Source organism: Candidatus Avelusimicrobium aviculae (assembly GCF_949292495.1).
GTDB classification, from domain to species: domain Bacteria; phylum Elusimicrobiota; class Elusimicrobia; order Elusimicrobiales; family Elusimicrobiaceae; genus Avelusimicrobium; species Avelusimicrobium aviculae.
The window spans coordinates 1-26,076 of the sequence record NZ_CASEZB010000002.1; the positions used below are offsets into that span (position 1 = coordinate 1).

The 26,076-nt window shown below is 48.1% G+C and carries 28 protein-coding genes; 14 read left to right on the forward strand and 14 right to left on the reverse strand.

Features of this window, described 5'->3' with window-relative positions; all coding sequences use genetic code 11:
- The first annotated feature begins 247 nt into the window (after nt 1-247).
- Nucleotides 248-1,030: a hypothetical protein gene (locus ACQY33_RS00150; RefSeq protein WP_428073053.1), complete on the forward strand. Its 783-nt coding sequence runs from the start codon at nt 248-250 to the stop codon at nt 1,028-1,030.
- A gap of 112 nt (nt 1,031-1,142) precedes the next feature.
- Here ACQY33_RS00150 and ACQY33_RS00155 read toward each other — a convergent pair whose 3' ends face one another.
- The 3 genes from ACQY33_RS00155 to ACQY33_RS00165 form a co-directional block, all read right to left on the reverse strand.
- Entirely contained in the window at nt 1,143-1,766 is a 624-nt protein-coding gene (locus ACQY33_RS00155) for an anaerobic ribonucleoside-triphosphate reductase activating protein (protein WP_428073055.1), read from the reverse strand.
- Between the two features lie 32 nt (nt 1,767-1,798).
- Nucleotides 1,799-1,999, reverse strand: coding sequence for an anaerobic ribonucleoside-triphosphate reductase (gene nrdD / locus ACQY33_RS00160; RefSeq protein ID WP_428073057.1), 201 nt, complete (start codon nt 1,997-1,999; stop codon nt 1,799-1,801).
- Nucleotides 2,000-2,126: 127 nt separating this feature from the next.
- Nucleotides 2,127-4,187: a ribonucleoside triphosphate reductase gene (locus ACQY33_RS00165; RefSeq protein WP_428073059.1), complete on the reverse strand. Its 2,061-nt coding sequence runs from the start codon at nt 4,185-4,187 to the stop codon at nt 2,127-2,129.
- A 439-nt stretch (nt 4,188-4,626) separates the two neighbouring features.
- Between ACQY33_RS00165 and ACQY33_RS00170 the strand changes: the two genes are divergently transcribed.
- A complete protein-coding gene (locus tag ACQY33_RS00170; protein WP_428073061.1) occupies nt 4,627-4,884 on the forward strand; it encodes a hypothetical protein in 258 nt (85 codons plus the stop codon).
- A 53-nt stretch (nt 4,885-4,937) separates the two neighbouring features.
- Here ACQY33_RS00170 and ACQY33_RS00175 read toward each other — a convergent pair whose 3' ends face one another.
- On the reverse strand, nt 4,938-5,408 hold the full coding sequence (locus ACQY33_RS00175) for a TspO/MBR family protein (RefSeq protein ID WP_428073063.1): 471 nt from the start codon (nt 5,406-5,408) through the stop codon (nt 4,938-4,940).
- Between the two features lie 130 nt (nt 5,409-5,538).
- On the opposite strand from ACQY33_RS00175, the gene ACQY33_RS00180 reads away from it, so the two are divergent.
- The 5 genes from ACQY33_RS00180 (at nt 5,539) to ACQY33_RS00200 (ending at nt 10,186) form a co-directional block, all read left to right on the forward strand.
- Nucleotides 5,539-5,913 (forward strand): acetyl-CoA carboxylase biotin carboxyl carrier protein, encoded by a 375-nt coding sequence (locus tag ACQY33_RS00180; protein ID WP_428073065.1) that lies wholly within the window; start codon nt 5,539-5,541, stop codon nt 5,911-5,913.
- A gap of 11 nt (nt 5,914-5,924) precedes the next feature.
- The gene (gene accC / locus ACQY33_RS00185; RefSeq protein ID WP_428073067.1) at nt 5,925-7,316 is read left to right on the forward strand and encodes an acetyl-CoA carboxylase biotin carboxylase subunit; all 1,392 of its coding nucleotides are present in this window, start codon (nt 5,925-5,927) and stop codon (nt 7,314-7,316) included.
- Nucleotides 7,300-7,764: a D-glycero-beta-D-manno-heptose 1-phosphate adenylyltransferase gene (rfaE2, locus tag ACQY33_RS00190; protein WP_428073069.1), complete on the forward strand. Its 465-nt coding sequence runs from the start codon at nt 7,300-7,302 to the stop codon at nt 7,762-7,764. Before accC ends, rfaE2 begins: the two co-directional genes overlap by 17 nt.
- A 59-nt stretch (nt 7,765-7,823) precedes the next feature.
- A complete protein-coding gene (locus tag ACQY33_RS00195) occupies nt 7,824-9,014 on the forward strand; it encodes an aminotransferase class I/II-fold pyridoxal phosphate-dependent enzyme (protein ID WP_428073071.1) in 1,191 nt (396 codons plus the stop codon).
- Between the two features lie 65 nt (nt 9,015-9,079).
- Complete coding sequence (locus tag ACQY33_RS00200; protein WP_428073073.1) at nt 9,080-10,186, forward strand: GNAT family N-acetyltransferase; 1,107 nt, start codon at nt 9,080-9,082, stop codon at nt 10,184-10,186.
- Nucleotides 10,187-10,309: 123 nt separating this feature from the next.
- Here ACQY33_RS00200 and ACQY33_RS00205 read toward each other — a convergent pair whose 3' ends face one another.
- The 6 genes from ACQY33_RS00205 to ACQY33_RS00230 are packed head-to-tail and all read right to left on the reverse strand — an operon-like array spanning nt 10,310 to nt 15,716.
- The gene (locus ACQY33_RS00205; protein ID WP_428073075.1) at nt 10,310-11,224 is read right to left on the reverse strand and encodes an RluA family pseudouridine synthase; all 915 of its coding nucleotides are present in this window, start codon (nt 11,222-11,224) and stop codon (nt 10,310-10,312) included.
- Entirely contained in the window at nt 11,217-12,002 is a 786-nt protein-coding gene (gene lgt, locus ACQY33_RS00210) for a prolipoprotein diacylglyceryl transferase (RefSeq protein ID WP_428073076.1), read from the reverse strand. Before lgt ends, ACQY33_RS00205 begins: the two co-directional genes overlap by 8 nt.
- The gene (locus ACQY33_RS00215) at nt 12,002-12,610 is read right to left on the reverse strand and encodes an MBL fold metallo-hydrolase (RefSeq protein ID WP_428073078.1); all 609 of its coding nucleotides are present in this window, start codon (nt 12,608-12,610) and stop codon (nt 12,002-12,004) included. The genes lgt and ACQY33_RS00215 overlap by 1 nt, the downstream gene beginning before the upstream one ends.
- 18 nt (nt 12,611-12,628) lie before the next feature.
- Nucleotides 12,629-12,931, reverse strand: coding sequence for an FtsB family cell division protein (locus tag ACQY33_RS00220; RefSeq protein ID WP_428073080.1), 303 nt, complete (start codon nt 12,929-12,931; stop codon nt 12,629-12,631).
- A complete protein-coding gene (gene eno / locus ACQY33_RS00225) occupies nt 12,928-14,199 on the reverse strand; it encodes a phosphopyruvate hydratase (RefSeq protein ID WP_428073082.1) in 1,272 nt (423 codons plus the stop codon). Before eno ends, ACQY33_RS00220 begins: the two co-directional genes overlap by 4 nt.
- 29 nt (nt 14,200-14,228) lie before the next feature.
- Nucleotides 14,229-15,716, reverse strand: coding sequence for a hypothetical protein (locus ACQY33_RS00230; protein ID WP_428073084.1), 1,488 nt, complete (start codon nt 15,714-15,716; stop codon nt 14,229-14,231).
- Between the two features lie 134 nt (nt 15,717-15,850).
- Between ACQY33_RS00230 and rlmN the strand changes: the two genes are divergently transcribed.
- The 5 genes from rlmN to ACQY33_RS00255 are packed head-to-tail and all read left to right on the forward strand — an operon-like array spanning nt 15,851 to nt 19,876.
- On the forward strand, nt 15,851-16,870 hold the full coding sequence (gene rlmN, locus ACQY33_RS00235) for a 23S rRNA (adenine(2503)-C(2))-methyltransferase RlmN (protein WP_428073085.1): 1,020 nt from the start codon (nt 15,851-15,853) through the stop codon (nt 16,868-16,870).
- A gap of 19 nt (nt 16,871-16,889) precedes the next feature.
- Nucleotides 16,890-17,327 (forward strand): hypothetical protein, encoded by a 438-nt coding sequence (locus tag ACQY33_RS00240; RefSeq protein ID WP_428073087.1) that lies wholly within the window; start codon nt 16,890-16,892, stop codon nt 17,325-17,327.
- A complete protein-coding gene (queC, locus tag ACQY33_RS00245; RefSeq protein ID WP_428073089.1) occupies nt 17,308-19,023 on the forward strand; it encodes a 7-cyano-7-deazaguanine synthase QueC in 1,716 nt (571 codons plus the stop codon). The genes ACQY33_RS00240 and queC overlap by 20 nt, the downstream gene beginning before the upstream one ends.
- A gap of 7 nt (nt 19,024-19,030) precedes the next feature.
- Nucleotides 19,031-19,363, forward strand: coding sequence for a DMT family transporter (locus ACQY33_RS00250; RefSeq protein WP_428073135.1), 333 nt, complete (start codon nt 19,031-19,033; stop codon nt 19,361-19,363).
- Between the two features lie 9 nt (nt 19,364-19,372).
- A complete protein-coding gene (locus ACQY33_RS00255; RefSeq protein ID WP_428073091.1) occupies nt 19,373-19,876 on the forward strand; it encodes a hypothetical protein in 504 nt (167 codons plus the stop codon).
- Nucleotides 19,877-20,035: 159 nt separating this feature from the next.
- Here ACQY33_RS00255 and ACQY33_RS00260 read toward each other — a convergent pair whose 3' ends face one another.
- The 3 genes from ACQY33_RS00260 to ACQY33_RS00270 form a co-directional block, all read right to left on the reverse strand.
- The gene (locus tag ACQY33_RS00260) at nt 20,036-20,446 is read right to left on the reverse strand and encodes an ACT domain-containing protein (protein ID WP_428073093.1); all 411 of its coding nucleotides are present in this window, start codon (nt 20,444-20,446) and stop codon (nt 20,036-20,038) included.
- 111 nt (nt 20,447-20,557) lie between these two features.
- Entirely contained in the window at nt 20,558-21,334 is a 777-nt protein-coding gene (locus ACQY33_RS00265; RefSeq protein ID WP_428073095.1) for an inositol monophosphatase family protein, read from the reverse strand.
- On the reverse strand, nt 21,309-22,808 hold the full coding sequence (locus ACQY33_RS00270) for a TM0106 family RecB-like putative nuclease (protein WP_428073097.1): 1,500 nt from the start codon (nt 22,806-22,808) through the stop codon (nt 21,309-21,311). The genes ACQY33_RS00265 and ACQY33_RS00270 overlap by 26 nt, the downstream gene beginning before the upstream one ends.
- Before the next feature lie 107 nt (nt 22,809-22,915).
- Between ACQY33_RS00270 and ACQY33_RS00275 the strand changes: the two genes are divergently transcribed.
- Both ACQY33_RS00275 and ACQY33_RS00280 read left to right on the forward strand, forming a co-directional pair.
- Nucleotides 22,916-23,395 (forward strand): PTS sugar transporter subunit IIA, encoded by a 480-nt coding sequence (locus tag ACQY33_RS00275; RefSeq protein WP_428073099.1) that lies wholly within the window; start codon nt 22,916-22,918, stop codon nt 23,393-23,395.
- A gap of 72 nt (nt 23,396-23,467) precedes the next feature.
- Entirely contained in the window at nt 23,468-25,426 is a 1,959-nt protein-coding gene (locus ACQY33_RS00280; protein WP_428073101.1) for an APC family permease, read from the forward strand.
- 106 nt (nt 25,427-25,532) lie between these two features.
- On the opposite strand, the gene ACQY33_RS00285 is transcribed toward ACQY33_RS00280, so the two are convergent.
- Nucleotides 25,533-26,075: a DJ-1/PfpI family protein gene (locus ACQY33_RS00285; RefSeq protein WP_428073103.1), complete on the reverse strand. Its 543-nt coding sequence runs from the start codon at nt 26,073-26,075 to the stop codon at nt 25,533-25,535.
- Nucleotide 26,076: the final 1 nt, after the last annotated feature.

Sequence of the window (26,076 nt, forward strand, 5' to 3'; positions counted from 1 at the left end):
ATACTTTGTATCCACGGTAGGGATAAACGAAGAACAAATACGAAAATATATAGATATGCAGGGAAAAGAAGATTTGGGGCGAACAATGAAATTGTTCGTATAGAAAGAAACCCCGGGCGTAAGCCCGGGGAGTTTCATATGGGTCCTAGATGGGGCCTAGGCGGGAAATAGGTCTAAAGTCTCTTGTTTCAAACGCGGCTAAATTTTATCCTAATAGTAAGAAAGCTGTTAATTAAAAGGAGAATATATGAAAAAAGGCTTACTGATGTCCGTTTTTAGTATGTTAGTGGCAACCGTTGTTTTTGCTGTTCCTAATGCGGCGCCTGCTCCGAAAGGGGCCGATTCCGTAGCTTCTGCTATTGCAAAGGCGGTAGCTAACCAAAAGCCGGATCTCACCCAACTAAAACAAGCGGTTATCACTTCTTCCGTTTTAGCCAAAAACGAGATTGCCCGCATGAAAGAACCCAATTTCAGCTGGGCTTTCCAGTCTTTGGTGAAAGTAATGGAAGCTTACCAAGAATTGCGGGAAATTTCTCCGGCTGCGGCGGTAGCGGTATCGGCCGAAGTGAACGCTCCTTTTAAAGCGGGTTGGGGGGAAAAGTTGACCGTTACCCAATTAATTAACCGCGAGAGCATTGTGCTGTATGGCTCTTTACAGGATGAGTTTAACGCGTGGGGGGCCCAGCTGGAAGAAGACCAGGCCACCGCTTTAAAAAGCCCCGCCGTGCGCCGGGTATTAAACCACTTGGCTGCCAGCCGTGAATATATTAACAATGCCAAAGAATATGACGCTTCTTTTATCTTGCAGTCTTTGGCGGCCGTGATGGATACGCACAACGTGCTTCGCAAAAATAACCCGGCTTTAGCCGCTTTGCTCAGCCGTGAAATTAACAAACCCATTAAAACCGGTTTTGGCGGGGCGGATTTGGTGATATCCCGCTTTATCGCAATGGAGAGCATCAACGTATACGGCTCTTTGCAGTATGAGATGGACGCTTGGGCCCAAGCCATAGAAAAAGATCTTAAATAGCTAGTGTCTCTTTTGATAAAAGCCGCCCGTAAAAGGGCGGCTTTTATTTTCAATAAAAAACCCGCTGTAAAGCGGAAGTTGTTTTAAAAACATCCAATTTATTTACAAAGCCTTATAACTCTTTATGCATTACTTTCAGGGCGGATTTTTCTTTTGCTACGGGCAGGCATTCCTGCACACGGTAATGGTTTTCATCCGTTAATGCGCGTATGGAGGCAATATCGTCATCGGTTAGCGCTTCTTTGTCATACGTGGTGCGGAATTGATAGGCAATGCCTGATTCTTGAATTATTTTCATGGATTCTTTTAGCACGGCCGGGTTAAAATCCACCCCGGTAATAACGGAGTATTTTTCCAGCGGAGCTTTTAAATCCATGGCTACATAATCTAATAAATGGCGGTTGTATGCTTCACGCAATACGTCGGGCCGGGTGCCGTTGGTGTCCCATTTAACGGCAAAGCCCATTTCTTTTATTTTAGAGGTAAAATCCAGAATGTCTTCGTGTAAGGTAGGTTCTCCGCCGGTGATTACAACGCCTTCCAACGTGCCTTGCCGGCGCTTGAGGAAAGAGAATAATTCTTCTTCGGGCATGGGTTCCAGAAATAAATGCGGATAAACCAATTCCGGGTTGTGGCAATAACGGCAGCGGAAATTGCACCCCTGCGTAAATACCACGGCGGCCGGCCGGCCCGGAAAGTCTATCAATGTAAATTTAATCAGCCCGCCTAACTTCATGGAAACCCGTGCCTTTAGAAAATAACCTTAATTTATTCCCCGCAGCCGCATTCCACATGCATGTTTTTGCGCAGGGAGAATTCTTCTTTCTTGCCTTTGTTCCAGTTTTGTACCGGGCGCAAATACCCCACCACACGAGAGTAAACTTCACACTTGGAGCCGTGTACTTCGTTTAACTCTTTTTTGAGTTCGGAAATTTTATTTTCAACTACTTGTCTTTCTTGAGCGGTCATTTTCTTTTCTCCTAGTACGTCTACTTTTTGTTGGCCGCGCGCCAACCCTTATACTATAAAGCATAGCGTTTTATACGCGCGGTTACAACTGCTTTTTTAGGTTATTTTTTGCCTAAAAAAGGTAATACTATTTACTGTAAAGCTGTTCTTCCAGCAGTTTGATTTGGTGTTCCAATTCTTGCATGCGTTCCGCTTTGCATTTGGGGCATTCAAAATGTTCACCCTCAATGTAGCCGCACTTGGGGCATACGCTGAACGTAGGCGTGATGGAAAAATAAGGCAGCGTGTATCTTTCGCACACGGTTTTGATGAATTTCTTCATCGCTTCCAAATCTTTTATTCTCTCACCCGTAAAGATGTGCTGTACGGTGCCGCCGGTGTATTTGGACTGGATGGTGCTTTGCAAGTCCAGCATTTCAAACACGTCGTCCGTATAGTTTACGGGCAGTTGGGAAGAGTTGGTGTAAAAAGGCTGATGGCCTTGTTTGTAAAGCGCTTCGTTGGCGCAGATGATGCCGGGATAACGTTCTTTGTCCAGTTTAGCCAAGCGGTAAGAGGTTCCTTCCGCCGGGGTGGCTTCCAGGTTATAGTTATTGCCCGTTTCTTCTTGGAATTTAACCAAGGTTTCACGCATGAAAGTAAGCGTTTTTTCGGCAAACGCGCGGCCTTTTTCGGTGCCGATGTCTTCTCCTATTAAATTAAGGGAAGCTTCGTTTAAACCCACAAGCCCAATGGTGGAAAAGTGGTTCTTCCAGTATTCGTTAAAACGCTGTTTAATTGTGCGCAGGTAAAAGCTCATATACGGGTACAAATTGCCCGAGGTAAAGCGCTCAATGATTTTGCGTTTGATTTCCAAGCTGGTTTTGGCCACTTCCATGCGGTCTTTTAAGTTTTTAAAGAATTCGTCTTCATTTTTGGACAGATACCCCAGCCGCGGCAAGTTGATGGTTACCACGCCGATGGAACCCGTCAACGGGGCGGAGCCGAATAACCCGCCGCCGCGTTTTCTAAGCTCGCGGTTGTCAATACGCAAGCGGCAGCACATGGAGCGGGCATCTTCCGGGTTCATGTCGGAATTGATAAAGTTGGCAAAATACGGGATACCATACTTAGCCGTCATCTCCCACAGAGGGGTGAGCTTGGGGTTGTTCCAGTCAAAATCTTTGGTGATATTATAGGTGGGGATAGGGAAGGTAAATACGCGCCCTTTGGCGTCACCCGCCAACATCACCTCGCAGAAAGCGCGGTTAAGCATATCCATTTCTTCCTGGAATTCCCCGTACGTTTTATCCTGCAGTTTCCCGCCGATGATAACCGGCTGGTCTTTGTAATAAGAAGGAACAGTCAAGTCCAAGGTCAGATTGGTAAACGGCGTTTGGAAACCCACACGGGTGGGTACGTTTACGTTAAATAAAAATTCCTGCAGGGCTTGTTTTACTTCTTCATAAGTCAATTTGTCGTAATAAATAAAAGGAGCCAACAGCGTGTCAAAATTGCTGAAAGCCTGCGCGCCTGCGCTTTCCCCTTGCAGCGTATAAAAGAAGTTTACCACCTGTCCCAACGCGGTGCGCAGGTGCTTGGCGGGTTTGCTTTCGGCTTTGCCCACCACCCCTTTAAAACCGCTGAGCAACAAGTCTTGCAAATCCCAGCCTACGCAGTAAGCGCCCAACAGGCCTAAGTCGTGCAGGTGAAAGTCCCCTTCGGAATGCATACGGCGTACATTTTCAGGATAAATTTTATTAAGCCAATACACCTTGCTGATTTCAGAGGAGATATAATTGTTCAGCCCCTGCAGGGAATACCCCATATTGCTGTTTTCATTTACTTGCCAGTCAATTTTTTGCAGGTATTGGTCTACCAAGTCTACATTAAACTTGGAAGATATTTCACGCATGCGGGCATGCTGGTCACGGTATAAAATATAGGCTTTGGCGGTTTTGTGGTAATTGGACGTAAGCAGTACGTCTTCCACGATATCCTGTACGTTTTCCACGTTGGGGATAGTGTCTGCGTAGAGCTGTTGAATAATGTTAATGGCGCGGATAGTCAGCTTTTTAGCGGTTTCCAGGTCAAATTCGCCCGTGGCTTCCGCCGCTTTGGCGATAGCCTTGGTAATTTTTTTAGGGTCAAATTGTTGGGTGGTTCCGTCTCTTTTTACAATACTGGTGATGACTTCTGCGTTTTCCATAATTTTGTCCAATCCTAAATAATTTTACCGCTGCGCAATAAAACTTTATGCGTCACCCTCTCCGGTTTATTTCCGTCGGGCCGGAGGCGTTTTTAAAAGGGTGTTGTGTATGATTTTAACAACGAAGCCCTGTTTTGAAAGATGTTTTAAAACCGGGCTAAGAAACATTATTATTTATAAAAAACATTTTGTCAAACATGGCGGCAAGAAGGGGTGGAAATTTGCTTTTTTTTGCTTAAAATATAGTTAAAATTGCTTTACCAATCGGTAGATAAAAAAGGAGAGGTAAAAAAGACGAAAAATGTGGTTTTGGGGTTTTCTCTTCTAAAAAAGAAAAAAACACCCTAAGGCCTAGACAAAAAAATAGGTCTTTTTTCTTGTTTCTACTTGACGCTTTGGTGTGAAACTGGTTTAATTTAAAAAAATAAAAGGGGGCCTTATGGATTTTTATCAATGGTGTGTTTTGGTGGCTGTAATTGCTTTTGTGATTATGGTTATTTTTATTGTGCGGACTATGCTGCAGCTGTACCGCACGGCGGAGTCTGTGGAGTATTTGACTGTCATCACGGCGGAAAATGTGGAAAAGACCCGCTCCGCTTTTGACTTGGTGGAAAATGTTTCTACTTTGTTAGACAGCACTTTTTACCGTGCCATGAAATTAGGGGTGGATTTGGTAAACAAATACCGCCGCCGTTAGCGTTTTGATACTGCAATAAATATAAAGGCCCGCGGCAGCGGGCCTTTGTGCGTTTAATTCAACACGGCAAATCCTATATTCAAATAACAGGCAAACAGCAGCCAAGCTATATAAGGAGTCAACAGCCAAGCGCTTAAGCAATGTTTGGCGCGGATGACTTTAAAAAGCCAGCCGGCTTCGGCCAGTAACAAAACAAGCAATACTAACGCAGGCCAAAGCATTTGTTTGCCAAAAAACAGGGGGGTCCATAAACTGTTTAACGCCAGTTGTATAATAAATAAGAGAAGGGCTTTTGTCCGTTTTTGCCCGCCGGGTTTAAATACCAGCCAAGCGCATATTCCCAGCAATATATATAATATGCCCCAGGCCAATCCGAAGACAGCGTCCGGAGGGGTGAACGGCGGGCGGCTAAGCGCATGGTACCAATCTAAATGATTTTTTACGCAACCCGCGCCCGCTAAACCGGGAAGCTGGCATACAACCAGCCAAAAAAATAAATACAAGATTTGCCTGATTTTCTTCATATACCAAGCACCTTAGCATTTTTTATCACGCCTGTGCTTATATATAAAAGGATTAGGCTCCGTGCGCTTAACGGATAAAAAATGGTAAAATAAAAAATAAGATTTTTTAACTTATTAACCAGAGGAAACCATGGATACAAAGTTAATTAAAGAAGTAACCGATTGGCTTAAAACTACTGATTTGGCTGAATTTTGTTATGAAAAAGACGGAGACTCTATCGAAGTAAAAACGCGCGAAGCGCTGCCGGAACCGGCTCAGTTTACCTGTTCTTTGTCCGCCGTATGCGCTCCGGCCATTGGCATTTATAAAACGGCCGCCAAGGGTAAAAATCTGGTTTTGAAAGAAGGGGACGCTGTAAAAGAAGGGGATTGTTTAGGTATAGTGGAAAGCGTTTCCAAACAGCACGCCGTTACCGCTCCTGTATCGGGCAAGCTGCGCATTATCGCCGCCGAAGAGGGCAAGCCGGTGGAATTTAACCAGCCGTTGTTCTTTATTGAACCTTAGGAGCTTTGTTCATGTCTACCCAAGTAACCATAACCCCTTTTAAAAAAATATTAATTGCCAACCGCGGTGAAATTGCCCTTAGGGTTATTCGCACCCTGCGGGAAATGAATATCAAGTCTGTCGCCATTTATTCCGAGGCGGACCGCAACTCCCTGCATGTACGCATGGCGGACGAAGCCGTCTGCATCGGGGCGGCGCCTTCTCCGCTTAGCTATTTGGATATAGATGCCGTGGTAACCGCCGCCAAAGTAACAGGGGCGGACGCGGTACACCCCGGTTATGGCTTCCTTTCTGAAAATGCGGATTTTGCCCGCGCGGTAACCGAAGCCGGCATCATATTTATCGGGCCTACGGCGCAAGCCATTGAAATGTTGGGTGTTAAATCCACCGCGCGCGAGATTGCCTTAAAAGGCGGCGTGCCCATCACCCCGGGGTCTGACGGCGTGGTGGGGAAGAATTACCACGAAGTGGCGCGCAAAATCGGTTTTCCCATTATGATTAAAGCGGCGCTTGGCGGCGGCGGGAAAGGCATGCGCGAATGCCTGCGCGAAGAAGACCTGGACCGCATGATGAAAACCGCCCAGGGCGAAGCCAAAGCCAACTTTGGCGACGACCGCATGTATTTTGAAAAATTGGTTTTAAACCCGCGTCATATTGAAGTGCAAATGGCGGCCGACAATTACGGCAACGTGGTTGCTTTTGCCGAGCGCGACTGCAGCATGCAGCGCCGCCACCAAAAATTGGTGGAGGAATCTCCTTCCCCGTTTGTGGACGAAGCCACCCGCGCCAAATTGCAGGAGGCCGCCTGCCGCCTGGCCAAAGCCGCCAACTACCGCGGAGTGGGCACGGTGGAATTTTTAATGGCGCAAAATAAAGAATTTTATTTCATGGAAGTGAACACCCGTCTTCAGGTGGAACACCCGGTAACGGAATCCGTTTGCGGATATGATTTGGTAAAAATGCAAATACAAATTGCCCAAGGGGAGCCGCTGCACGTTACGCAAAAAGAGGCTGGCGCGGTAAAATGCCACGCCATTGAACACCGCATCAATGCCGAAAACAGCGAACGCAACTTCACTCCCTGCCCCGGCACCATCACGGAATGGATTCCCGCCGGCGGTTTGGGCGTGCGGGTGGACAGCCATGTATATACGGGGTACACCATTCCCAGCTATTATGACAGCCTGATTGCCAAACTGATTGTAACGGCGCCGGACAGAACCAAACTGCTGGCCCGCTGCCGCCGCTGCTTGGGTGAATTTCAAATAGGCGGGGTGGATACCACCATTCCTTTTCATCAGAAAATCGTAAATAACCCGGATTTTATTGCCGGGAATATGGATACCGGCCTGATTGAACGCATGATGGCTGAGGATAAAAAAGCCAGTGAAAGCAAAAAATAAAATCATGGGCCGCCGTGCCTTAAAGAAATTTGTGCAGGCCCAGCGCGCGGCAGGCCGAAAAGTTGTATTTACTAACGGATGTTTTGATATTTTGCATGCGGGGCACGTAAGCGTGTTGGAATTTTCCCGCTCTAAAGGGGACGTGCTGGTGGTGGGAATAAACAGCGATGATTCCGTACGCCGCTTAAAAGGGCCCACCCGCCCGGTAAACCCGCAGGGGGACCGCGCCTTGGTTTTGGCCGCGCTGGAAAGCGTTTCTGCCGTGTGTATATTTGAGGAAGACACCCCGTACAATTTGATTAAACTCCTGCAGCCGGACGTGCTGGTAAAAGGAGGGGACTACAAACCTTCTGAAATCGTCGGGCGGGAGTTTGCAAAGAAAGTGGTTCGTTTTGCCCTTTTAAAAGGCCGTTCCACCACCAATATTATTAAAAAGGTAAGTAAGTAAGGCCGCCCGCGCTGCGCTGTCGTGCGCGCGCGTGTGGTTTTTTGCTGAAGGGATAGAAAATGTCTGATATTTTTGAGAAATGCAGGAATTATAAAGACGCCAAACTGGCCATGCGCATGGGCATTTACGGCTATTTTCAGCCGCTTGAATCCGCGCAGGGGCCGGAAGTGGTTATCGGCGGAAAGACGTATATTATGGCCGGTTCCAACAACTACTTGGGTTTGGCCAATGACCCGGAAATGAAAAAAGCCGCCTCCGAAGCCGCTTTAAAATACGGCACCGGCTGCGCGGGCTCCCGCTTTTTGAACGGAAATACCAAAGCGGCCGATGAGCTGGAACAGCGCATCGCGCGTTTTAAACGCAAACAGGCGGGGCTTATTTTTTCTACAGGGTACCAGATGAATTTAGGGGTAGTTTCCTGCCTGCTTAAAAAAGGCGATTACGCCATTGTGGATAAGTTGGACCACGCCAGCATTTTAGACGGGGTAAAACTTTCCGAAGGGGAAATGGTTCGCTTTAAACACAATGATATGGCGGATTTGGAAAGAGTTTTATCCAAACTGCCGCAAGAAGCCGGTAAATTAATTATTGTGGACGGCGTATTTAGTATGGAAGGGGACATTTGCCCGCTGCCCGATATTGTCAAAATCGGCAAGAAATACGGGGCCCGCATTATTGTGGACGATGCCCACGCTACGGGCATTATCGGCAAAACGGGACGCGGCACCTGTGAATATTTTGGTTTGGAAAACGGCGAGGTGGACCTGGTGGTGGGCACCTGCTCTAAAACGTTTGCCACGGTGGGCGGTTTTGTGGTGGGGGATGAAGACGTCATTCACTTTATTCGCCATAACGCGCGCAGCCAGATTTTTTCAGCGGCGTTGCCGCCGGCCTCGGTTGCGTCTATTACCAAAGCGCTGGAATTGATTGAGAACGACACTTCCCGCCGGGATAATTTATTCCGCATGACGGATAAGTTGAAAGCCGGTTTGCGCGCCCTGGGTTTTGATTTAGGGCACAGCACCACCCCGGTCATTCCGGTGCATGTGGGCAGCAATGAAAACTGCTTTAAGATGTGGCGCGCCTTGCACGAGCTGGGTATTTTCTCTAACCCGGTGGTCAGCCCGGCGGTGCCCCCCGGCCACGCGCTTATGCGCCTTACGCTGATGGCTACGCATACGGATGAACATGTTGAAAAAATCATCAACGCGTTTGCCCAGGCGGGCCGCGCGGTGGGCATAATTAAATAAATTTATCAGACACGCAAAACCCCGCTTAGGCGGGGTTTTGTACTTTTAACAGGGGGCTTGCCCATATGGTTGAAATCAAAGAAGTAACTCAAGAGAACGTAACCGAATTTATTGATTTTCCGTTTCAGCTTTATAAAAAAAGCCCGTATTGGGTGGGGGAGCTGAAAGCCGATACCCGCAAACTGCTTTCGCCGGATAACGCTTTTTGGAAGCATGGCGAAAATAAAATGTTTTTGGCGTATAAAGACGGTAAATTGTCCGGACGCATTATGGCGCTTATCAACCGCGCCCATAACGAGTACCATAACGAACACATCGGCTTTTTTGGTTTTTTTGACTGTGTGGAAGATGACGATGTTTCCCACGTCTTGTTTGAAGCGGCGGAAAATTGGCTCCGCTCCCGTGGGGTGAACGCCATGCGCGGGCCGGCAAACCCTTCCAGCAACCACGTATACGGCTTGTTGGTGGACAGTTTTGACAAAATGCCCGCTATCATGATGCCGTACAATTACCCCTATTACGCGGATTTGATTATGGCGGAAGGTTTTAGCAAAGTAAAAGACGTGTTGGCCTTTCACCGCACCAAAGAAGAAAAATTTTCCGAGCGGTTTTTAAAAGTATGCGCCCGCTGCGCGCGCCAGCCGGGTATTACGCTTCGGCGCATTGATTTAAAAAACATTGAAAAAGAAGCGCAAATCATCCGGGATATTTACAATAAAGCATGGGCGGATAATTGGGGGTTTGTCCCGCTTACCGCGCAGGAAATGGCCGACATGGTGCAGGAACTGAAAATGGTGGTCCGCCCGGAAGGAACCTGCGTGCTGGAAGTAAACGGGGAGCCGGCCGGCTTTTATATTGCCATTCCCAATATGAACCATGCTTTAAAAGAGCTGAAAGGTTCTTTATGCAACCCGTGGCGCGTGTTAAAAGCGCTGTGGGCGTGGCGGCGGATTAAGGACGCGCGGCTGATTATGTTGGGCGTTTCTCCGCAGCACCGCCACCGCGGCATTGATTTAATTTTAATTAAGCATATTATAGACCATGGCGTCGCCATATGGAACGAGGCGGAACTGTCTTGGGTGCTGGAAGACAACCAAGGCATTATACGCGGTATTTTGGAATGCGGCTGCTGGCAAAGCAAACGCTACCGGCTGTATCAAAAAAGCCTGTAATTGCTATTTGGCGCAAGTAAAAACCCGGACGGACAGCCCGGGTTTTATTTTTTATAGGTTGTTATTTGCAAAGTATATTTATTCTTTGTCAGGTAAAACCCCGGGGTTTTACCGGGGAGATACTTATTTTTTAGTTTGGGTAACGTTTTCCCAGGCGGCGGTAAAGTCCGGTGGGACGGGTGCCTCAAATTTTAGCTTTTTGCCGGTGTAGGGGTGTTTAAATTCCACCTGGCGGGAGTGCAGCATCAGCCGCGGCGCGGTGGCCCCTTTATACAGCCAGTCCCCCAGTACGGGGTAACCCAGCCAGCTTAAGTGCACGCGCAGCTGGTTGGTCCGCCCGGTAACGGGGTGTAATTGCACACGGGTAAAGCCGTTTTTGCGTTCCAATACTTTATATTCGGTAACGGCTTCGCGCCCCAAGTCGGACGCTTTTATTTTTCCGCCGGCTACGCGGCCGATGGGTACGTCTATCACGCCTTCATCATCGGGTATTTCCCCGCAGGCGATGGAATGATAGGTCTTGCGCACTTCCCGCTGGGCAAAAAGCTCGGTCATGCAGTTTTGAAAAATAGCGTTTTTAGCTACCAGCATTACCCCGCTGGTTTCCCGGTCCAAGCGGTGCACCAAGCCGGCGCGGGGGGTGGACATGTCAAACCCTTTGGGCGGGTTAGCCAAAATAACGGATACCAACGTCTCTTCAAACGAGAAAGCCGCCTCCGGGTTAGTTTCCCAAATGGGGCTTTGCGGATGTACCAGCATGCCGGCCGGTTTAACGATGACAAAAAAATCTTCATCGTCATAAATAAGTAAATCTTTTAAAAAGGCGGCGGTCTTTTGGTTGGAGGGCATTTCTATTTCCACCGTTTCTCCCGGCGTCAGCGGCCAGGACGGTTTTACCGCTTTGCCGTTTACGGTTACTTTGCCGTCTTTTATCAAACGTTGGATAAGGGAGCGGGGAAATTTTTCCAACTCGTCACACACAAAAATGTCTAACCGGCGGGAGTACCCGTCGAACACGATTTTCTTTTTTTCAGCCATGTTTCGGCTCCTTCATAAAAAACCAATATACAGCCGCCGCGGCGCACACCGTGCAAACCGCCAGCGCTTGGGAGGGGGACATTCCTAAAATATACGCCCCGCGGTAATCCCCGCGGAAAAACTCTATGATAAAGCGCATAGCCGCGTAACCGGTAACGTATTGCAGCAAAATGCTGCCGGGTTTGTGTTTCTTTTTATAGGCGTAATGCAGCCAAATAAACAAGAGTATGTTGCCGGCTGATTCATATAATTGTGTGGGATGCAAAGGAATGCCGCGCAGTTCGGGCGGAACGAGCGTATCCGGGTTGGTAAAGACCACCCCCAAAGGGGAGCTGGTAGGCCGGCCGTAGCAACAGCCTGCCAAAAAACAGCCTATGCGTCCCAGCGCGTGTCCCAAAGGCAGGCCCACAATTAGAAAATCCGCCGTAGACAGCAGCGGTAATTTCTTTTTTCTTATATACCAAACTAACGCCCCCACGGAAGCAATCATTCCGCCAAAAAACACAAAGCCATAGCGGAAATTTTGCACAATATTGGTTAGCTTTTGCGCCAGGGTATCTCCTAACAGCGGCCAGGATACAATAATATAAAGCAGTTTGCTGCCGGCCAAGGCGCCTACAAACGCGATGAAAATCAAATTCCAAAAAGTGTCTTTGTCCAGCTGGATTTCTTTTAGCTTTCTTACCAAATACCAAGCCGCCGCCGCGTATCCGAGGGCGGTCATCAGGCCGTAGCTGGCCATTTCAAAAGAGCCTATTTTAAAAAGTACCGGGTGCATTAAATAAAATCCTCGTCTTTAATGGCGTTGCGCATAAAGGGGTTATGTTGGCGTTCATACTGGATGAACGAACTGGACTTGCCCCCATAACTGTGCCCGGAAAAAATTTGCGTGTCGTCCGGCAGTTTGGATAAGGTGAGCAGGCTTTTGCGCATATCGCGCGGGTTAGAGGAGGGCAAATCCACCCGTCCGCACGCTCCCGGGAAAAGCGTGTCCCCCGTAAAAACCGCGTTTTGTATTTGTATGCAAACCCCGCCGGCTGTGTGCCCGGGGGTGGGGATAATGTGTACGGCAAACGGGCCGATTTGCAGATTTTGCTCGCCGCAGTAAGTATGCAAGTATTGCGGGTCTATGCCGCTTAAATTGGCGTCTTGCTCTTCAATATAGGCTTTTAAGCCGTACTCTTTTAATAATTCCTGTGAAAATTTGACATGATCAAAATGCCCGTGTGTAAATAAAACGGCCAGCAATTTTAGATTTTTGGTTTTTAACGTATGGCTGATAAAATTCATGTCCCAGGCGGGGTCAATTAAAAGGGCTTGGTCTGCCTCGGTAATTAAATAGGTGCAGTTATCCATAGGGCCCAGGTTTAAAATATCAATATTCATAATTACTCCTTTAAGCGGTTAAGGCTGTTCAAAGCGAAATTCAATTTCCCCCGGCTTGGTCATATGGTAACGCGTGCGGGCCAAGTGTTCCAAGTAGTGGGGATCTTCCTGTTTAAGCAGTTTTAAGCGTTTGGTTAGTTGCTGGTATTCTTCTTCCAGCTGGATAGTTTGGCGGGTTAATTTTTTTAATTCCATTTTATTGTGAATTAAACTTAAAATGCTTCCGCCCAAAAAAGCAAGAACCACTGCCAGGAGTATCACCACTCCCAGCAGCGGTTTTTTGTTTTTGTGTATAAAACGGCGCAGTTCGTTGGAAATCATTTTTTAAATACGGCGTTTTTTGCGTATACGGCTTGTTCGCCCAGTTCCAGTTCAATTTGCAACAGGCGGTTGTATTTGGCCGTGCGTTCCGCCCGTGCGGGCGCGCCGGTTTTTATGGCGCCCGCGTTAACGGCTACGGACAAGTCCGCAATAAAACTGTCTTCCGTTTCGCCGGAACGGTGGGAAACGATGGCGGTATACCCGGCGGCGTGCGCTTTTTGTATTACGTCTACCGTTTCCGACACGGTGCCTATTTGGTTTAACTTAATTAAAATAGAATTGGCGGTTTTTGCTTCTATGCCTTTTTGCAGGCGCAGGGGGTTGGTAACAAATAAATCATCCCCCACCAAATTGATTTTCTTGCCCAGTTTTTGGGTAATGTATTGCCAGCCGGCCCAGTCGTCCTCCTGCAAAGGGTCTTCTATGGAAAGAAGCGGATACTGTTTGCACCAGGAAGCGTAAATATCCGTCATTTGCCGGGCGGAGTAAGCGGCGTGTTCAAATTGGTATTGATTGTTTTTATAAAATTCGCTGGCGGCGCAGTCTATCGCCAAGGCCATGTTGGGGTATCCCGCTTTTTGGGCGGCGGCAAGAATGACTTTAAATACGTCTTCATGCTGGGCGATTTTGGGGGCAAAGCCGCCTTCGTCCCCCACGGCGATTACCATGCCTTGTTCTTTAAGAAGAGCCTTTAAGGCATGATATGTTTCACTGGCGGCGCGCAGGGCTTGCGCAAAAGTGGGGAAGGAAAGAGGAAGAATCATAAATTCCTGCACGTCTAAGCCGGAATCCGCATGCTTGCCGCCGTTAATGATGTTTAGCATAGGGGCGGGGAGCAAATAAGTATCCAACCGCAAATCATACACGTTGCGCAGGTGCTTGTATAAAGGCAGGCGTGCGTGGTGGCACCCGGCGCGCAGCACCGCCATGGAAACGGCCAACATGGCGTTTGCGCCCAGGTTGCTTTTGTTTTCTGTCCCGTCCAGGGCGAGCAGGCTGTCGTCAATCAAGCGGATGTCATACGGGTCCATCCCCGCCAGTTGTTGGGAAATACGCTCTACATTTTCCACCGCTTTCAAAACGCCTTTTCCGTTGTAACGGGGGCCGCCGTCTCTAAGTTCCAGCGCTTCATGGGAACCGGTGGAAGCCCCGCTTGGCACGCTGGCGGTTCCTACGGTGCCGTCGTCCAGCAACACGTCCGCCGCCACGGTGGGAAACCCGCGGGAATCCAGTACTTCTCTTGCGTTTATTTTTTTAATGTGGGGCATACTTCCTCCCTCCCGCGTAAAAAGCGGGGCTAAATAATACTGTCTATAATTTTTTTGCCTTCTTTAATCAGCGCGGCGGGTGTTTTTTCTTCCGGCGCTTCGGCATACATACGGATTAGGCGTTCCGTGCTGGAGGGGCGTATAGCCAGCCAGCTGCCGCCTTTTAAAATGAATTTGAATCCGTCGGTAGAATCAATGCGCCAAACGGAAGTTTTGTTAATGGAAAGCGGCGGCTTAATATCCAACCGTTCCATAATGCGGTTGATTTCCGTTTCCGTTTTGGGCATACTGACTTTTTGGTCATACAACGGTTTGTATTTTTTGTAGAAAGAGGCGCGCAGCTGTTTTAAGCTTTTGCCTTCCACCGCCAGCATATCCACAATCAAAAAGCAGGCAAGCAAGCCGTCTTTATCCGGGATGTGGTTTGCAATGGCAATCCCGCCGGATTCTTCCATTCCCATTAAATACTGTCCGGTGGTCATCAGTTCCGTAATATATTTAAAGCCTACCGGGGTTTCGCGCAGCATTAAACCGTGCGCTTTGGCCACTTGGTCTAACAGGTTAGACGTAATAACGCTGCGGCATACGCGCCCTTTAATGTTTTTGTTGCGTACGATGTGTTCCAACAACATGGGGATAATTTCATTAGGGGAAACCCAGTTCCCGTCGCTGTCTATAATGCCAAATTTATCGCAGTCCGGGTTGCAGGCAATGCCCAAATGCATTTTTTTGGAAAGAACCAACTTTTTTAATTCCTGCAAGCTGACCGGCCCCGCGTTGGGCACTTTCCCGCCGAAGACCACGTCCGTTTCTTCGTGAATGCCTTCCACGGTAACTCCGTATTTTTCCAGCAAATCGCGGAAGTAATTTTTTGCCGTCCCGTAAAGCGGGTCCACCGCTATTTTAAGTTTGGACTTTTTTAACGCTTTTATATCCAGCAGTTTTTCAATATGGGCAATATAGTCTTTGCGCATATCTTTGGTAACGATGACGGCCGCGTTTAAATAGTCAAACTCTGTGGATGAAGCTTTTAAAATTTGGGAAGACGGCGCCGGTATGCGGCGTTCAATATCGCTTACAATTTCATTGTTGGCGATGCCGCCGTAGTAAGAAATCCATTTAATGCCGTTTACATAATATTCGCTTTCGCTTCCGGTGATAACAATGGCCCCCACGGCGCACTCATTGAGCACCGCCCATTCCGCCACCGGGGTGGGGAGGGGCAGCTCGGCCATTTTTACGGTAATGCCGCTTTGCACCAACGCGTTGGCAGCCACCGCCGCGAACTGGCGGGAAAGGAAACGCGTGTCATGCCCTACCAAAACCAATGGTTTTTTAGGTTTTTTACCCCGTTCCTGGCAGTGTTTTTGGTAACCGGTACCTTCAAAACCATAGAAGGGATGTTCCAAAATGTGTTCGGAAATCCCGTAAGCCAAACGTTGTACGGACTGGGCGGTCATGCCGTCCGCGGTAACGGTCCGGAAACCGGCCGTGCTGAATTTAATTTCTTGGGTCATCGTGCTGGTATTATACTAAAATAATGCCGTTTTTTCACCCTTGCTGAAGAACCCTATTAAAACTCCGTTTAAAACCGGTTTTTTACCTATATAAAATGGTAAAATAAATATAATCTATATACAGGTGTAAACATATGAATTTTGAAGCCGTAAAAGAACACATTAAACAGCTGGGGCTGCCTAACTTCCGCATAGCGCAAGTGCAGGAGGCCGTTTTTAAAAAAGGCATTTCTTCCTGGGATGAGGCCACCTCGCTGCCGGCGCCCGTGCGGGAAGAACTAAAGCAAAAATATCCCCTTTTAAGTTTTACAGTCAGCAAAATGGTTTTCTCCCAAAAAGACAAAGCCGCTAAGGCGCTGCTTACTTTGCGGGACGGGCTTCAAATAGAAACGGTGCTTTTAAAGCCGCAGGATACGTGGAGTGTGTGCGTATCCAGCCAGGTGGGGTGCCCGCTGCGGTGTTCTTTTTGCAGTACGGGCAAAATGGGTTTTAAGCGGGATTTGACCCAAGAAGAAATTACGGACCAGGTTTTAATGTGGTACCAATACGTACGTAAAGAAAAACTGGCCGAGCGGATATCCAGCGTGGTGTTTATGGGTATGGGCGAACCGCTGTTAAACTATTTAAACGTTGTCAAAGCCGCGCGGGATTTATCCAACCCGGATTATTTAAATATCGGCGCGCGGCATATTTCCGTTTCCACCGCGGGTATAGCCGATAAACTGCATAAACTGGCGGTGGACTTGCCGCAAGCCAATTTGGCTGTGTCTTTGCATAATGCGGACGACGGAGAACGCAGCAAGATGATGCCCGTCAACCGCCGTTTTAATTTGGACGAGCTTCAAAAAGCGGTGGAAGAATATATCGCCATGACGGGCCGGCAGGTATTTTTGGAATATTCCGTACTGGAAAATGTAAACAGCCGCCCGGAGCATATCCGCAAACTGGCCAAATGGATTTTTGGCATTAAAGACAATTATTTAATACACGTAAATTTAATAGCGTGCAATTTAGGGCGCGGCGCCAAAACGGATGATAAAATAGTAAAAGATTTTGCCGCCGCCGTTAAAGCGATGGGAATTGGCGTTACCATACGCAAGAGTATGGGGAACGATGTTTTAGCCGCTTGCGGGCAGCTGGCTGCGCGCAAGTAAATAGATACAGGGGAGGCGTATGAAAAAACTACTTTCATTATTTGTGATGTTGTTCGCATTAGCGGGCTGTGCCACGCTGGACCAGGTAAATATGGACTGGATTGCCATCGGGCCGGATTTTCCGCCTAACAAATCGGGCAAGGTGGAATTGGTAACCGGCCGGGATAGTATTACCCGCCCGTATGGGAATTTGGGTTTGCTTCGCATTAAAAATGTAGACCCGGACCGGGAGTCTCTTCGCCGCGGGGTGGAAAGAGGACGTAAATTTGTAGCCTCCAAAGGGGCGGACGCCATGCTGTTGGGCCAGTATAACAGCGCTGAAGACGGCGCCGCCGTACCAAAGGTAACGTTAATTATTTACGCAATTAAATATGTGGATGATTTGTCTGAGGAAGACAAAAAAGCCATTGAAGATTTTGAAGTGTTGGGGATTTTAAATGAACGTACTAATAGCTAAAACCAAAGACGAATGCAAACTGTGGAAAGATTACATCGTGGTGGTGGACGTGCTGCGCAGCGCCACCACCGTTTGCCAGTTGTTGCAGGCGGGCAAACGCGATGTGCTGATTTTTGAAGATACGCAAACCGCCATGAAATTTAGGGAAGAACATCCGCAGTTTGAGGTATATTCTGAGCTGGAATTTCCTGCCGGGTTTGAACATAAAGACAATTCCCCCGCTTTGGCCGCCAAAGCAGACCCTAAAATTCCCGCCTTGGTTGTAACTACGGCCGGCACCAAAGCCGTATTTGCGGCCCAACAAGCTTGCGGTATTTTTATGGGCGGCTTTTGTAACTTTTATACATTGGCTACGCATTTAAAAAGTTTAAGCCGTGACGTGCTTTTAGTGCCCAGCGGTTTGTTCGGTGATCCGGAAGACGTGGAAGATTTTATGTGCGTTAGCGCTTTGAAAGATTTTATTCAGGGTTTTGGCAACGCGGAAAATACGGTTTCTGATATAAAAAACACATTGCGGTATATGGAGTTTTTAAAACAAGGGCCTAAAACCGCTAAAGAAGACGCCAAAATCGCTTTTCAAGTAAATTTTCTGCCGCTTATTCCTACTTTTCAGTTTGTGGAAGGGCAGGATTTCGCGGTATGTTTCCCGTATGGGCAGCAGGCTCCCCGCCATTTAACGGGAGAAGATCCGCAGGAAGATTCCCTAGAGCCGCAAGTGAGTATGCCCTCCCTGGAAGAGGCCTCTATGGGGCCCGTCGTACAGCCGAAGCAACCCGATCAGGCGCAGTCTAAAAACAGCACGTCCCATAAGTTATCGGGGCTTTTGCGCGGTTTTTTAAATACGGTACGCAAAGAGGAAGAAGAATTAAAAGAAGATTTGTTAAAAACCTTCAATAAAAAAGGGGAAAGGCCCGTTACCATAAAACCCGTAATGGACCCGGTGGATGCTGTTTTACAAAGCGGGGAGCCCGCTGCGGAAACGGAAGAAAAAATGCCTGCCGTTCAAGAAGCCTCTTCCGGCGGAAAGAAGAAAGCCATTGTGCTTTTTTCCGGCGGGTTGGATTCCACCACCTGTTTGTATTGGGCGCTTAACCAGGGGTATGAATGCGAAGCCCTTACCATTACCTATGGCCAGCGTCATGACCGCGAAGTGGTTTCCGCTGAGTTTATCGCCAAGAAATTAGGGGTAAAATTACATAAAATAGAACTTCATTTCCCCTGGCTTAAAAGCAGTTCTTTGGTGGATAAAAACCAAGCATTGCCGGATTTAACGCTGGAACAAATAGAAGGGGGAAAAATTCCTTCTACGTATGTGCCGGGGCGCAATTTGATGTTTTTGTCCATTGCGGCTTCTTTGATGGATTCAGTGGGAGCCAACGCCATAGTGGCAGGGCCGAACGCGGTGGATTTTTCCGGATATCCTGACTGCACCCCCGCTTTTTTTAAAGCGGCGGGGGATGCCATTAACCGCGGTACTAAAATGGGAGTCAGTGAAGGGGTGGAAGTATTGGCCCCGTTGATGCGCTTGTCTAAAACGGATATTGTGCGTTTAGGCGCCAAACTGAAAGTTCCGTTTGAGTTAACGTGGAGTTGTTACGCCGGCGGGCAAAAACCGTGCGGGCATTGCGACTCCTGCAAATTGCGCGCCAAAGGCTTTGCCGAAGCCGGAATAAAAGACCCGGCTGTTGAAGATTAACCGCATGCTGAAATATTATGCCTTTTTAATGGGTGCCATTGTGTGTGAGATTATCGGCACCAACGCCTTAAAGGCTACCCAGGGTTTTACCCGCCTGTGGCCCGCCGTGTTGACGGTATGCGGCTATGCGGCTTCGTTCTATTTGTTGGGTATGACGTTGAAAGGCATGGCTTTAGGGGTGGCGTACGCCATTTGGGCCGGGGTAGGCATTATACTTACCGCTCTTTTGGCCTTTATTGTTTTTCACGAAAAGCCGGACGCGCCCGCCATGCTGGGCATGGGGTTGATTATTGCCGGGGTGGCGGTGATTCATTTATTTTCTAAAACGGTGGGAAGTTGAGGTGAAAAAATGAAAAAATATTTGTTAATGGTTTTTCCGTTGTTCTGGGGTATTGTGTGTGTGGCGCAAGACGAATTAAAAACGAAGGAGGCGTCCTCCCAGTCTAAAGCGCAACAAAAGCAAGAAGCGCAGACAGAAAAAGTGTTGCCCGTTTTTGAGAGTGAAAAAGAAGCCAAAAAAGCTTTTAAACAGCGCCGCAAGCAAATTAATAAATTGGTAAAGCGTTACCGCAAAGCCTCCGCGGAAGAGAAACCGGCTATTAAAGAAGAACTATATCAAATTGTATCCGAAAGCATGGATTTGGGCCTTTCCAGCATGAAGACCCGTATCGCCCAGCAAAAAGCTAACCTGGCCCATTGGGAAAGCAAATTGGCTGAAAGCGAAGCCCAGTGGGACGATTTAAAAGCCCAGCGGGTGGAGGATTTGCTTTCCGGTGCGGCGGAGCGCAAATATAAGCTGGCCCAAAAAGCTTGGAAGCAGGAAATGAAAGACCAAAAACGGTTAATGCGTTAAATTTTAAAATAAAATACCGCCGGATATTTCCGGCGGTATTTTTTATGGCTTCTCTTGCGGTATACCAAACGGTTAGCCGGTTTTGCAATTTGGGGGCGGGAATAAAAAAACGCTTCCGCAGAGGTGGCGCAAGCGTTTTTATTGTTTGAAGATTGGGTATTAGTTAAATTCTCCGCTGCTTTCCAAGGCGTTAAGCGCTTTGGTTATGTCATTTACCACAATTACCCAGCGGCTCATGCCGTCTTCCATGGCGGAACCGTAAATGGTGGTAATGTTTATGCCTTGTCTAAAAAGTACCGCGCCAATGTCTCTGGCCAGGCCGGGGCGGTCTTGCACGTCCAAGCAGATAGCGTCCGTCTTTACGCTGGTAAAACCGGCTTTGGTAAGCGCGTGGCTGATTTCTTCATCGTATTTTACGGCAATGCGCACGACGGCCGCATCGTAACGGACGTCTTGGGAAATGGCAATAATGTTTACATTTTCCCGCACAAAAAGCTCGGCGAAGTTCTTCAGTGCGCCGGGTTCGTTAATTAAAAACACGCTGTATTGTTTAATAACGCTGATAGACATGCAAACCCCTTTTGGAACAATAAACGGCTGGTTCTCTACTTTCCATTATAGCACACATCGGGCAAAATAGCTTTATATTAAAAGCGTTTATCAGCGTTTGGAAACATCTGTTCAGCGGGAGAGTGTGGTTAGCATTTCCGCATGTATTTTGCCGTTGGAGGCCAACACCTGCCGCCCAAAATCCTGCATTTTGGGCCATTTTTTGCCGCTAAAATCGGTTACTTTTCCGCCGGCTTCGGTAAGTATCAGCGTGCCGGCGGCAACGTCCCAGGGGTTTAGGTTTTGTTCCCAGTATCCGTCCAAGCGTCCGGCGGCCAGCCAGCATAAATCCAACGCGGCCGAGCCTAGGCGGCGTACGTCATGCCCTGCGCGCAGGAAGTTTTCAAAGCGGTGTAAAAGTTCCGGCATGATTTCGTTGCGGTTGTAGGGAAACCCGGTCACCAGCAGGGCCTCGTGCACTTTTTTTACGTTAGACACGTGTATTTTTTTACCGTTTAACGTGGCACCTTTGCCTTTTTGGGCCAGAAACATTTCATTGGTAATGGGGTTTAGCACCCCGCCCAGTATCACTTGGTTTTTGTAAAAAAGCGCAACGGATACGCTGCATTGGGGAAAAGTATGGGCGAAATTGGTGGTGCCGTCTATGGGGTCAATTACCCAGGTGTAGGGGGAACCTGTATTTTTGCGGGCGTCTTCTTCCCCTAAAAAATCATGGGTGGGAAACGCTTTTTTTATTACTTGAATGGCGGCTTTTTGGCTGGCCAGGTCCGCTTCCGTTACTAAATTGGCTTCCCCTTTTAAGCGGTAGCCCACTTTGCCAAAGCGGCGGCGTACGGCGCGGCCGGCTGTTTCTAAAGCCAATTTAAGCGTTTGCATTTGAAGCGTCATGTTTTAAATCCAATACTTCCGCGTTTTTTAATTTGTCTTCCAAGTATAGCATGGCTACGCAGTCGTCCTCGTTATACATAAGCACTTTTTTAAGGAGGTCCTCATTGCCGGTTTTAAGCCAGTTGGTAAAATAGACCATGCTGTCCATGGCGCCGCAGTCGTCTTGGCGCCATTTAAAACCAAATGCCGGGGCCGCCGCTTTTAGTGAAAAGCTGGGGGCCGGCAGATAAAACGCTTTGTTTACGGCTACTTTTAAATCAAAACAAATATCACACAGGGCGTTTAATTTGGCCGCGTCCTGAGGGTATTTGGCGGCTAAATTGCGCATTTTTTTTACTTCATATTCCGTCCAGTGGTACAGAACGGTATTGTCAAAATCCTTAATATAATCGTAAAACTGTTCAAAAATGTGAATTTCTTCTTCCGGCGTTTTGGCCACAAAGCTGACGTATTTGTTTTCTTCTTTATCCCAAATGCCTATTAGATAGACAAAGGAAACATTATTCTTGGTGAAAGTTTCCGTAGCCTCAAAATCAAAATACAAATTGCGCTTTTTGACGGGAGGGGGAAAGTGCCCCGCTTCCCGCAGCACCGGTTTGTTATGCAGGTAAGCCAGGGAATTGTAATACGCGTCTTGGGCGTAGGGGTCTTCCAGAAAAGTTCTTAAAAAATTCAAATCCGCCTTGGCTAAATCATCCGTAGTAAAAATACCGTTAATTTTTAAGGCCTGGCGCATTTGCGCGCTTAAGGCCGGCAGCATCAATAAATCTTTGGTTTGGGCCACTATTTTATTGGCGTATACCCGCCAGGGGGAATTGGCCGCCTTGGGGGGTTTATGGGCTTCCGGGCGGGCTTTTCCGTCCCGTATCAAGCGCCAGAAAGCCAGTTCTTGGCTTAGGCGTTCTTCATGATCCCGGTAGTCTACATCTATGGTTTTGTCTTTCAAAAATACGCGCGTTTGGTAAGGGGTGAAGCCCTGCACGCAGCCTAAAATGCGGTTAAGCAGGCTTGCCTGCAAAGCGTAATGTTCCTTTAAGTCATGCGCGCGCTTAAACTGGAAAATGCGGTAATACCAGCCTCCCAGTTTGCTTTTGGCGTCTGAGCTTTTTACCAAAAGGTTAATGCTTCCGTATACGTTTTCCGGCAGGTTCCACAGTACGGCGTTGGCAATGGCGCTTTGGCCTTCCAACATGGCTTTTAAGGTGTTTTTAAAACGTTCGGATTCGGTTTCCCCGGTAACAAAAACCACTTGCGGAAATTCTTCTTTAATCCATTCGTCGCGGGCGTTTCTGTCGGTACGCACTTTTAAATTTTCGTAACGGTTAATTTCGTTTACGGCTTCTTCTTTGGGGGCATGGAAGAAGCACCAAATGCCAAAGGGGTCTTCCAACAAAGAAAACATTTTGGAGACGTTAAAATCTTGTTTGCCTGGCGTTCTTCCGGCAGAAAGGGTGTTATATAGGCTTTCTAACATCTTAATTCTATTTTATATCTTTTGCGGGCAGTAAGGAAACGCTTTTTTGTTTTTGGCGCGTCTTGCCAAGGGGAATAGATATTTGTTAACATAAAAATGCTATAGATATGTCAGTAAAAGAACCATATAAATTTAATTTAGGCCGTTTGCTTTCCCCAGCGGAAATTGTAGTGGAAAGGGGAAATAGTACCAAAACGGAGCTTATTAAAAAATTAGTAAGCGCCGTTTGCAAACAGGACCCCAAGCTGGACGGGGCCGATATTTTGGCCCAAGTGTTAAAGCGCGAGGAAGGCATCAGTACCACTTTGGATACGGGGCTTTCCATTCCGCACGCACGCCTGGAAGAAATTACCGATTTTAAAGCCGCCTTAGCCGTTTTGCCCAATGCGGCGCAGGACCCGGTAAATCCTAATTTGTCTATCAAAGCCATGTTTTTGTTTTTGTCTCCGGCTAAACCGGTGTTTTTTCAGCGCCATTTGCAGATATTGTCTTCCCTGGCGGAAACCTTTAAGCCGGAGTTTATAGACGAATTGGCTGCTTTAGGCAGCCCGGAAGAAATTTTAGCCCGTTTAAAAGGGCATCGTTAAGCCATGTCTTCTTCTACACCTTCTGCGCAAAGTCCTTTGCGTGTTAAAAAAGTGGTTGTAATTACTACAGCCATGTTAACCTTTATTCCTTTTTGGAAAGCAGCCGCTATTGTGCTGTGTGATTTTGGCTCCAGCGCGTTTTATGCGGGAGGCCTCGCCATGCGCGCGTTTGGGCCGGCCTTCCCGTGGTACATTTTGGCGGTGATGCTTTTTGCGGGGCTTTTGCTTATGTTGGAGCTGGAGGCCTGCTCCCTGTTTGTGCGCGGGGGCGCTTATAAAATTGTGCGGGAAGGGCTGGGGGACCGCATGGCCAAACTGGCCGCCTCCGCCCTGGTGTTTGATTTCCTTCTCACCGGGCCTATCAGCGCCGTAACCGCCGGGCATTATTTGGGTGGGCTATTTAATTCTTTTTTGGCGCAGTTTGGGTTTTCTTTCCATCTGCCGGAAGGGGGATTTTCCGTAGCGTTTGGTTTATTGGTTACCGGATATTTTTGGCGTCAGAACGTAAAAGGAATAGAAGAATCCAGCTCTAAGAGCGCCAAAATCATCGCGTTTTCTTTGGCGGTTTGTTTTTTGTTGGCCATATGGTCTTTTATCACTATTGCTTTGCAGGGGGCGCATGTACCGCCCGCTAAGCTGCATTTTGCGCCGGACGCTTTGGGTTGGGCCGGAAAAATAGACTGGATGAAAGCCGTGGGGCTGCTAGGAATGATAATGGCTTTTGGGCACAGTATTTTGGCTTTGTCCGGTATTGAAACGCTTTCCCAGGTGTACCGGGAAATTGAATATCCCAAAGCGCAAAATTTAAAGAAAGCGGCCTTGCTTATTTTTATTTTCGCCCTGCTTTTTACAGGAGGGCTTACCTTTTTATCCGCCGTTATTATCCCGCCGGATTTAATTGCCAGCAAATACGGGGACAATCTGCTTTCCGGGTTGGCTATGTCCATGGCGGGGCCCAACTTATTAAAGCTGCTCATGCAAACCTTGGTGGTGGTGGCCGGCGTGGTGATGTTGAGCGGGGCGGTGAATACCTCTCTTATCGGCTCCAACGCGCTGATGAACCGCATTGCCGAAGACGGCATTTTGACGGATTGGTTCCGCAAAATACACCGCAAGTACGGCACTACCTATCATGTGATACACCTGATTGCCGCGCTGCAGGCGGTGATTATTTTGCTTTCCGGCGGAAATGTGTATTTGCTGGGTGAAGCATACGCTTTTGGCGTGATGTGGTGTTTTGTGTTGGAGGCGGCCGCCATTATGGCGCTTCGTTTTAAACGCCGCGGGGAAAAGCGGGATTTCTTATTCCCGCTGAACGTGCGTTATGAAAATTTTTATATTCCCGTGGGGTTGGGATTATTGTGTTTATTTTTGCTTTCTGTTGCGGTGGTAAACCTGTTTACCAAATCCATCGCCACGGTGGCGGGTATTTCTTTTACTATCTTTTTATATGCGGTGTTTACGCTTTCGGAACGGTTAAACGCCAAAAAAGCCAACACCATGTTTGAGGAAGGCTACCGGGAGAGGGTGAATGCGGAAACGTCTTTGGATTTGAAAGACGCGCTGGAAGATTTATCCCAGCCTAACCGCGTATTGGTGGCGGTAAAGACGCCCGAACATCTTTATCACTTAGAAGAAACCCTGCGCACCGTCAACCCGGACGATACCGACGTTATTGTGCTGTATTCCAAACCGGTGGAAAATTTGCTTTACCGGCAGGATATGCGCTCCGCCGCGGTGGACGAGCATGAACTGTTTACCCAGGTTATTTTCCTGGCGGAAAAATACGGCCTGCCTATTACGCCGGTGATGGTGCAATCCAACGATGCTTTTTACGCCATTGCCCAAGTGGCGGCGGTGGCGGACGCGAAAGAAATTATTATGGGTGTTTCCGGCCTGCACGGTGCGCAAACGCAAATGGAGCGCATTGTAATGGCTTGGGGCGCGGTAAAGGAAAGGGAATTAAACCACCCCGTTAAAGTACGCATTATTTGGGAAGGGCGGGAAATTTCCTACCGTTTTACCAATTAATTTTTCCGTTTATGTAAAACAAAACCCCTTGGCCTGCGGGCGGGGGTTTTTTGTTGAAAAAATATCCGGCCTGGGCGGGCCGGATGTTTTTGATTGCTTAAAGAAATTACTTATAATAAATTTCTTTTTTGGTTTGGTCGGCCGTTTCTTTGCCGGCAACGGCTTCCAGCACCATAAAGGCAAAATCTATGGTGGCGGCGGCGGATTTACCGGTAATGACATTGCCGTCTTTTACGGCGTAATCTTCCTGATAAATTCCGCCAAAGTCTTGGTTCATGGCGGTGAAACAGGTGTATTTGCGGCCTTTTAAATAGCCCGCGCGTCCCAAGATGGTGGGCCCGGCGCAGATGGCGGCGGTGATACGGCCGGTGTCCATAAAGTCCCGTATGGTTTGTTGGACGTGCGCGTCCGCCTCCAATTCTTTAAATTGCGGGCCGCCGGGGATAACCAGCGCGTCGTAATGGGCGGTGTCTATTTGGTTAAAAGGCGTTAATTTAGCGCAGGTTACGCCAAAACGGCCGGTGGCTTCAGAACCGGCTAAGCTGTAAATATCCACATCCAGCCCGCCGCGGCGCAAAATGGCATAAGTGCCGATGGCTTCAATTTCTTCAAACCCATTGGTTACAATCATGCAAACTTTTTTTGTCATA

Excerpts from the sequence above, each read along its gene's own strand:
- ACQY33_RS00150 (WP_428073053.1), top strand. The coding sequence starts at position 248 with ATGAAAAAAGGCTTACTGATGTCCGTTTTTAGTATGTTAGTGGCAACC.
- ACQY33_RS00155 (WP_428073055.1), bottom strand. The coding sequence starts at position 1,766 with ATGAAGTTAGGCGGGCTGATTAAATTTACATTGATAGACTTTCCGGGC.
- nrdD (WP_428073057.1), bottom strand. The coding sequence starts at position 1,999 with ATGACCGCTCAAGAAAGACAAGTAGTTGAAAATAAAATTTCCGAACTC.
- ACQY33_RS00165 (WP_428073059.1), bottom strand. The coding sequence starts at position 4,187 with ATGGAAAACGCAGAAGTCATCACCAGTATTGTAAAAAGAGACGGAACC.
- ACQY33_RS00170 (WP_428073061.1), top strand. The coding sequence starts at position 4,627 with ATGGATTTTTATCAATGGTGTGTTTTGGTGGCTGTAATTGCTTTTGTG.
- ACQY33_RS00175 (WP_428073063.1), bottom strand. The coding sequence starts at position 5,408 with ATGAAGAAAATCAGGCAAATCTTGTATTTATTTTTTTGGCTGGTTGTA.
- ACQY33_RS00180 (WP_428073065.1), top strand. The coding sequence starts at position 5,539 with ATGGATACAAAGTTAATTAAAGAAGTAACCGATTGGCTTAAAACTACT.
- accC (WP_428073067.1), top strand. The coding sequence starts at position 5,925 with ATGTCTACCCAAGTAACCATAACCCCTTTTAAAAAAATATTAATTGCC.
- ACQY33_RS00195 (WP_428073071.1), top strand. The coding sequence starts at position 7,824 with ATGTCTGATATTTTTGAGAAATGCAGGAATTATAAAGACGCCAAACTG.
- ACQY33_RS00200 (WP_428073073.1), top strand. The coding sequence starts at position 9,080 with ATGGTTGAAATCAAAGAAGTAACTCAAGAGAACGTAACCGAATTTATT.
- ACQY33_RS00205 (WP_428073075.1), bottom strand. The coding sequence starts at position 11,224 with ATGGCTGAAAAAAAGAAAATCGTGTTCGACGGGTACTCCCGCCGGTTA.
- lgt (WP_428073076.1), bottom strand. The coding sequence starts at position 12,002 with ATGCACCCGGTACTTTTTAAAATAGGCTCTTTTGAAATGGCCAGCTAC.
- ACQY33_RS00215 (WP_428073078.1), bottom strand. The coding sequence starts at position 12,610 with ATGAATATTGATATTTTAAACCTGGGCCCTATGGATAACTGCACCTAT.
- ACQY33_RS00220 (WP_428073080.1), bottom strand. The coding sequence starts at position 12,931 with ATGATTTCCAACGAACTGCGCCGTTTTATACACAAAAACAAAAAACCG.
- eno (WP_428073082.1), bottom strand. The coding sequence starts at position 14,199 with ATGCCCCACATTAAAAAAATAAACGCAAGAGAAGTACTGGATTCCCGC.
- ACQY33_RS00230 (WP_428073084.1), bottom strand. The coding sequence starts at position 15,716 with ATGACCCAAGAAATTAAATTCAGCACGGCCGGTTTCCGGACCGTTACC.
- rlmN (WP_428073085.1), top strand. The coding sequence starts at position 15,851 with ATGAATTTTGAAGCCGTAAAAGAACACATTAAACAGCTGGGGCTGCCT.
- ACQY33_RS00240 (WP_428073087.1), top strand. The coding sequence starts at position 16,890 with ATGAAAAAACTACTTTCATTATTTGTGATGTTGTTCGCATTAGCGGGC.
- queC (WP_428073089.1), top strand. The coding sequence starts at position 17,308 with ATGAACGTACTAATAGCTAAAACCAAAGACGAATGCAAACTGTGGAAA.
- ACQY33_RS00255 (WP_428073091.1), top strand. The coding sequence starts at position 19,373 with ATGAAAAAATATTTGTTAATGGTTTTTCCGTTGTTCTGGGGTATTGTG.
- ACQY33_RS00260 (WP_428073093.1), bottom strand. The coding sequence starts at position 20,446 with ATGTCTATCAGCGTTATTAAACAATACAGCGTGTTTTTAATTAACGAA.
- ACQY33_RS00265 (WP_428073095.1), bottom strand. The coding sequence starts at position 21,334 with ATGACGCTTCAAATGCAAACGCTTAAATTGGCTTTAGAAACAGCCGGC.
- ACQY33_RS00270 (WP_428073097.1), bottom strand. The coding sequence starts at position 22,808 with ATGTTAGAAAGCCTATATAACACCCTTTCTGCCGGAAGAACGCCAGGC.
- ACQY33_RS00275 (WP_428073099.1), top strand. The coding sequence starts at position 22,916 with ATGTCAGTAAAAGAACCATATAAATTTAATTTAGGCCGTTTGCTTTCC.
- ACQY33_RS00280 (WP_428073101.1), top strand. The coding sequence starts at position 23,468 with ATGTTAACCTTTATTCCTTTTTGGAAAGCAGCCGCTATTGTGCTGTGT.
- ACQY33_RS00285 (WP_428073103.1), bottom strand. The coding sequence starts at position 26,075 with ATGACAAAAAAAGTTTGCATGATTGTAACCAATGGGTTTGAAGAAATT.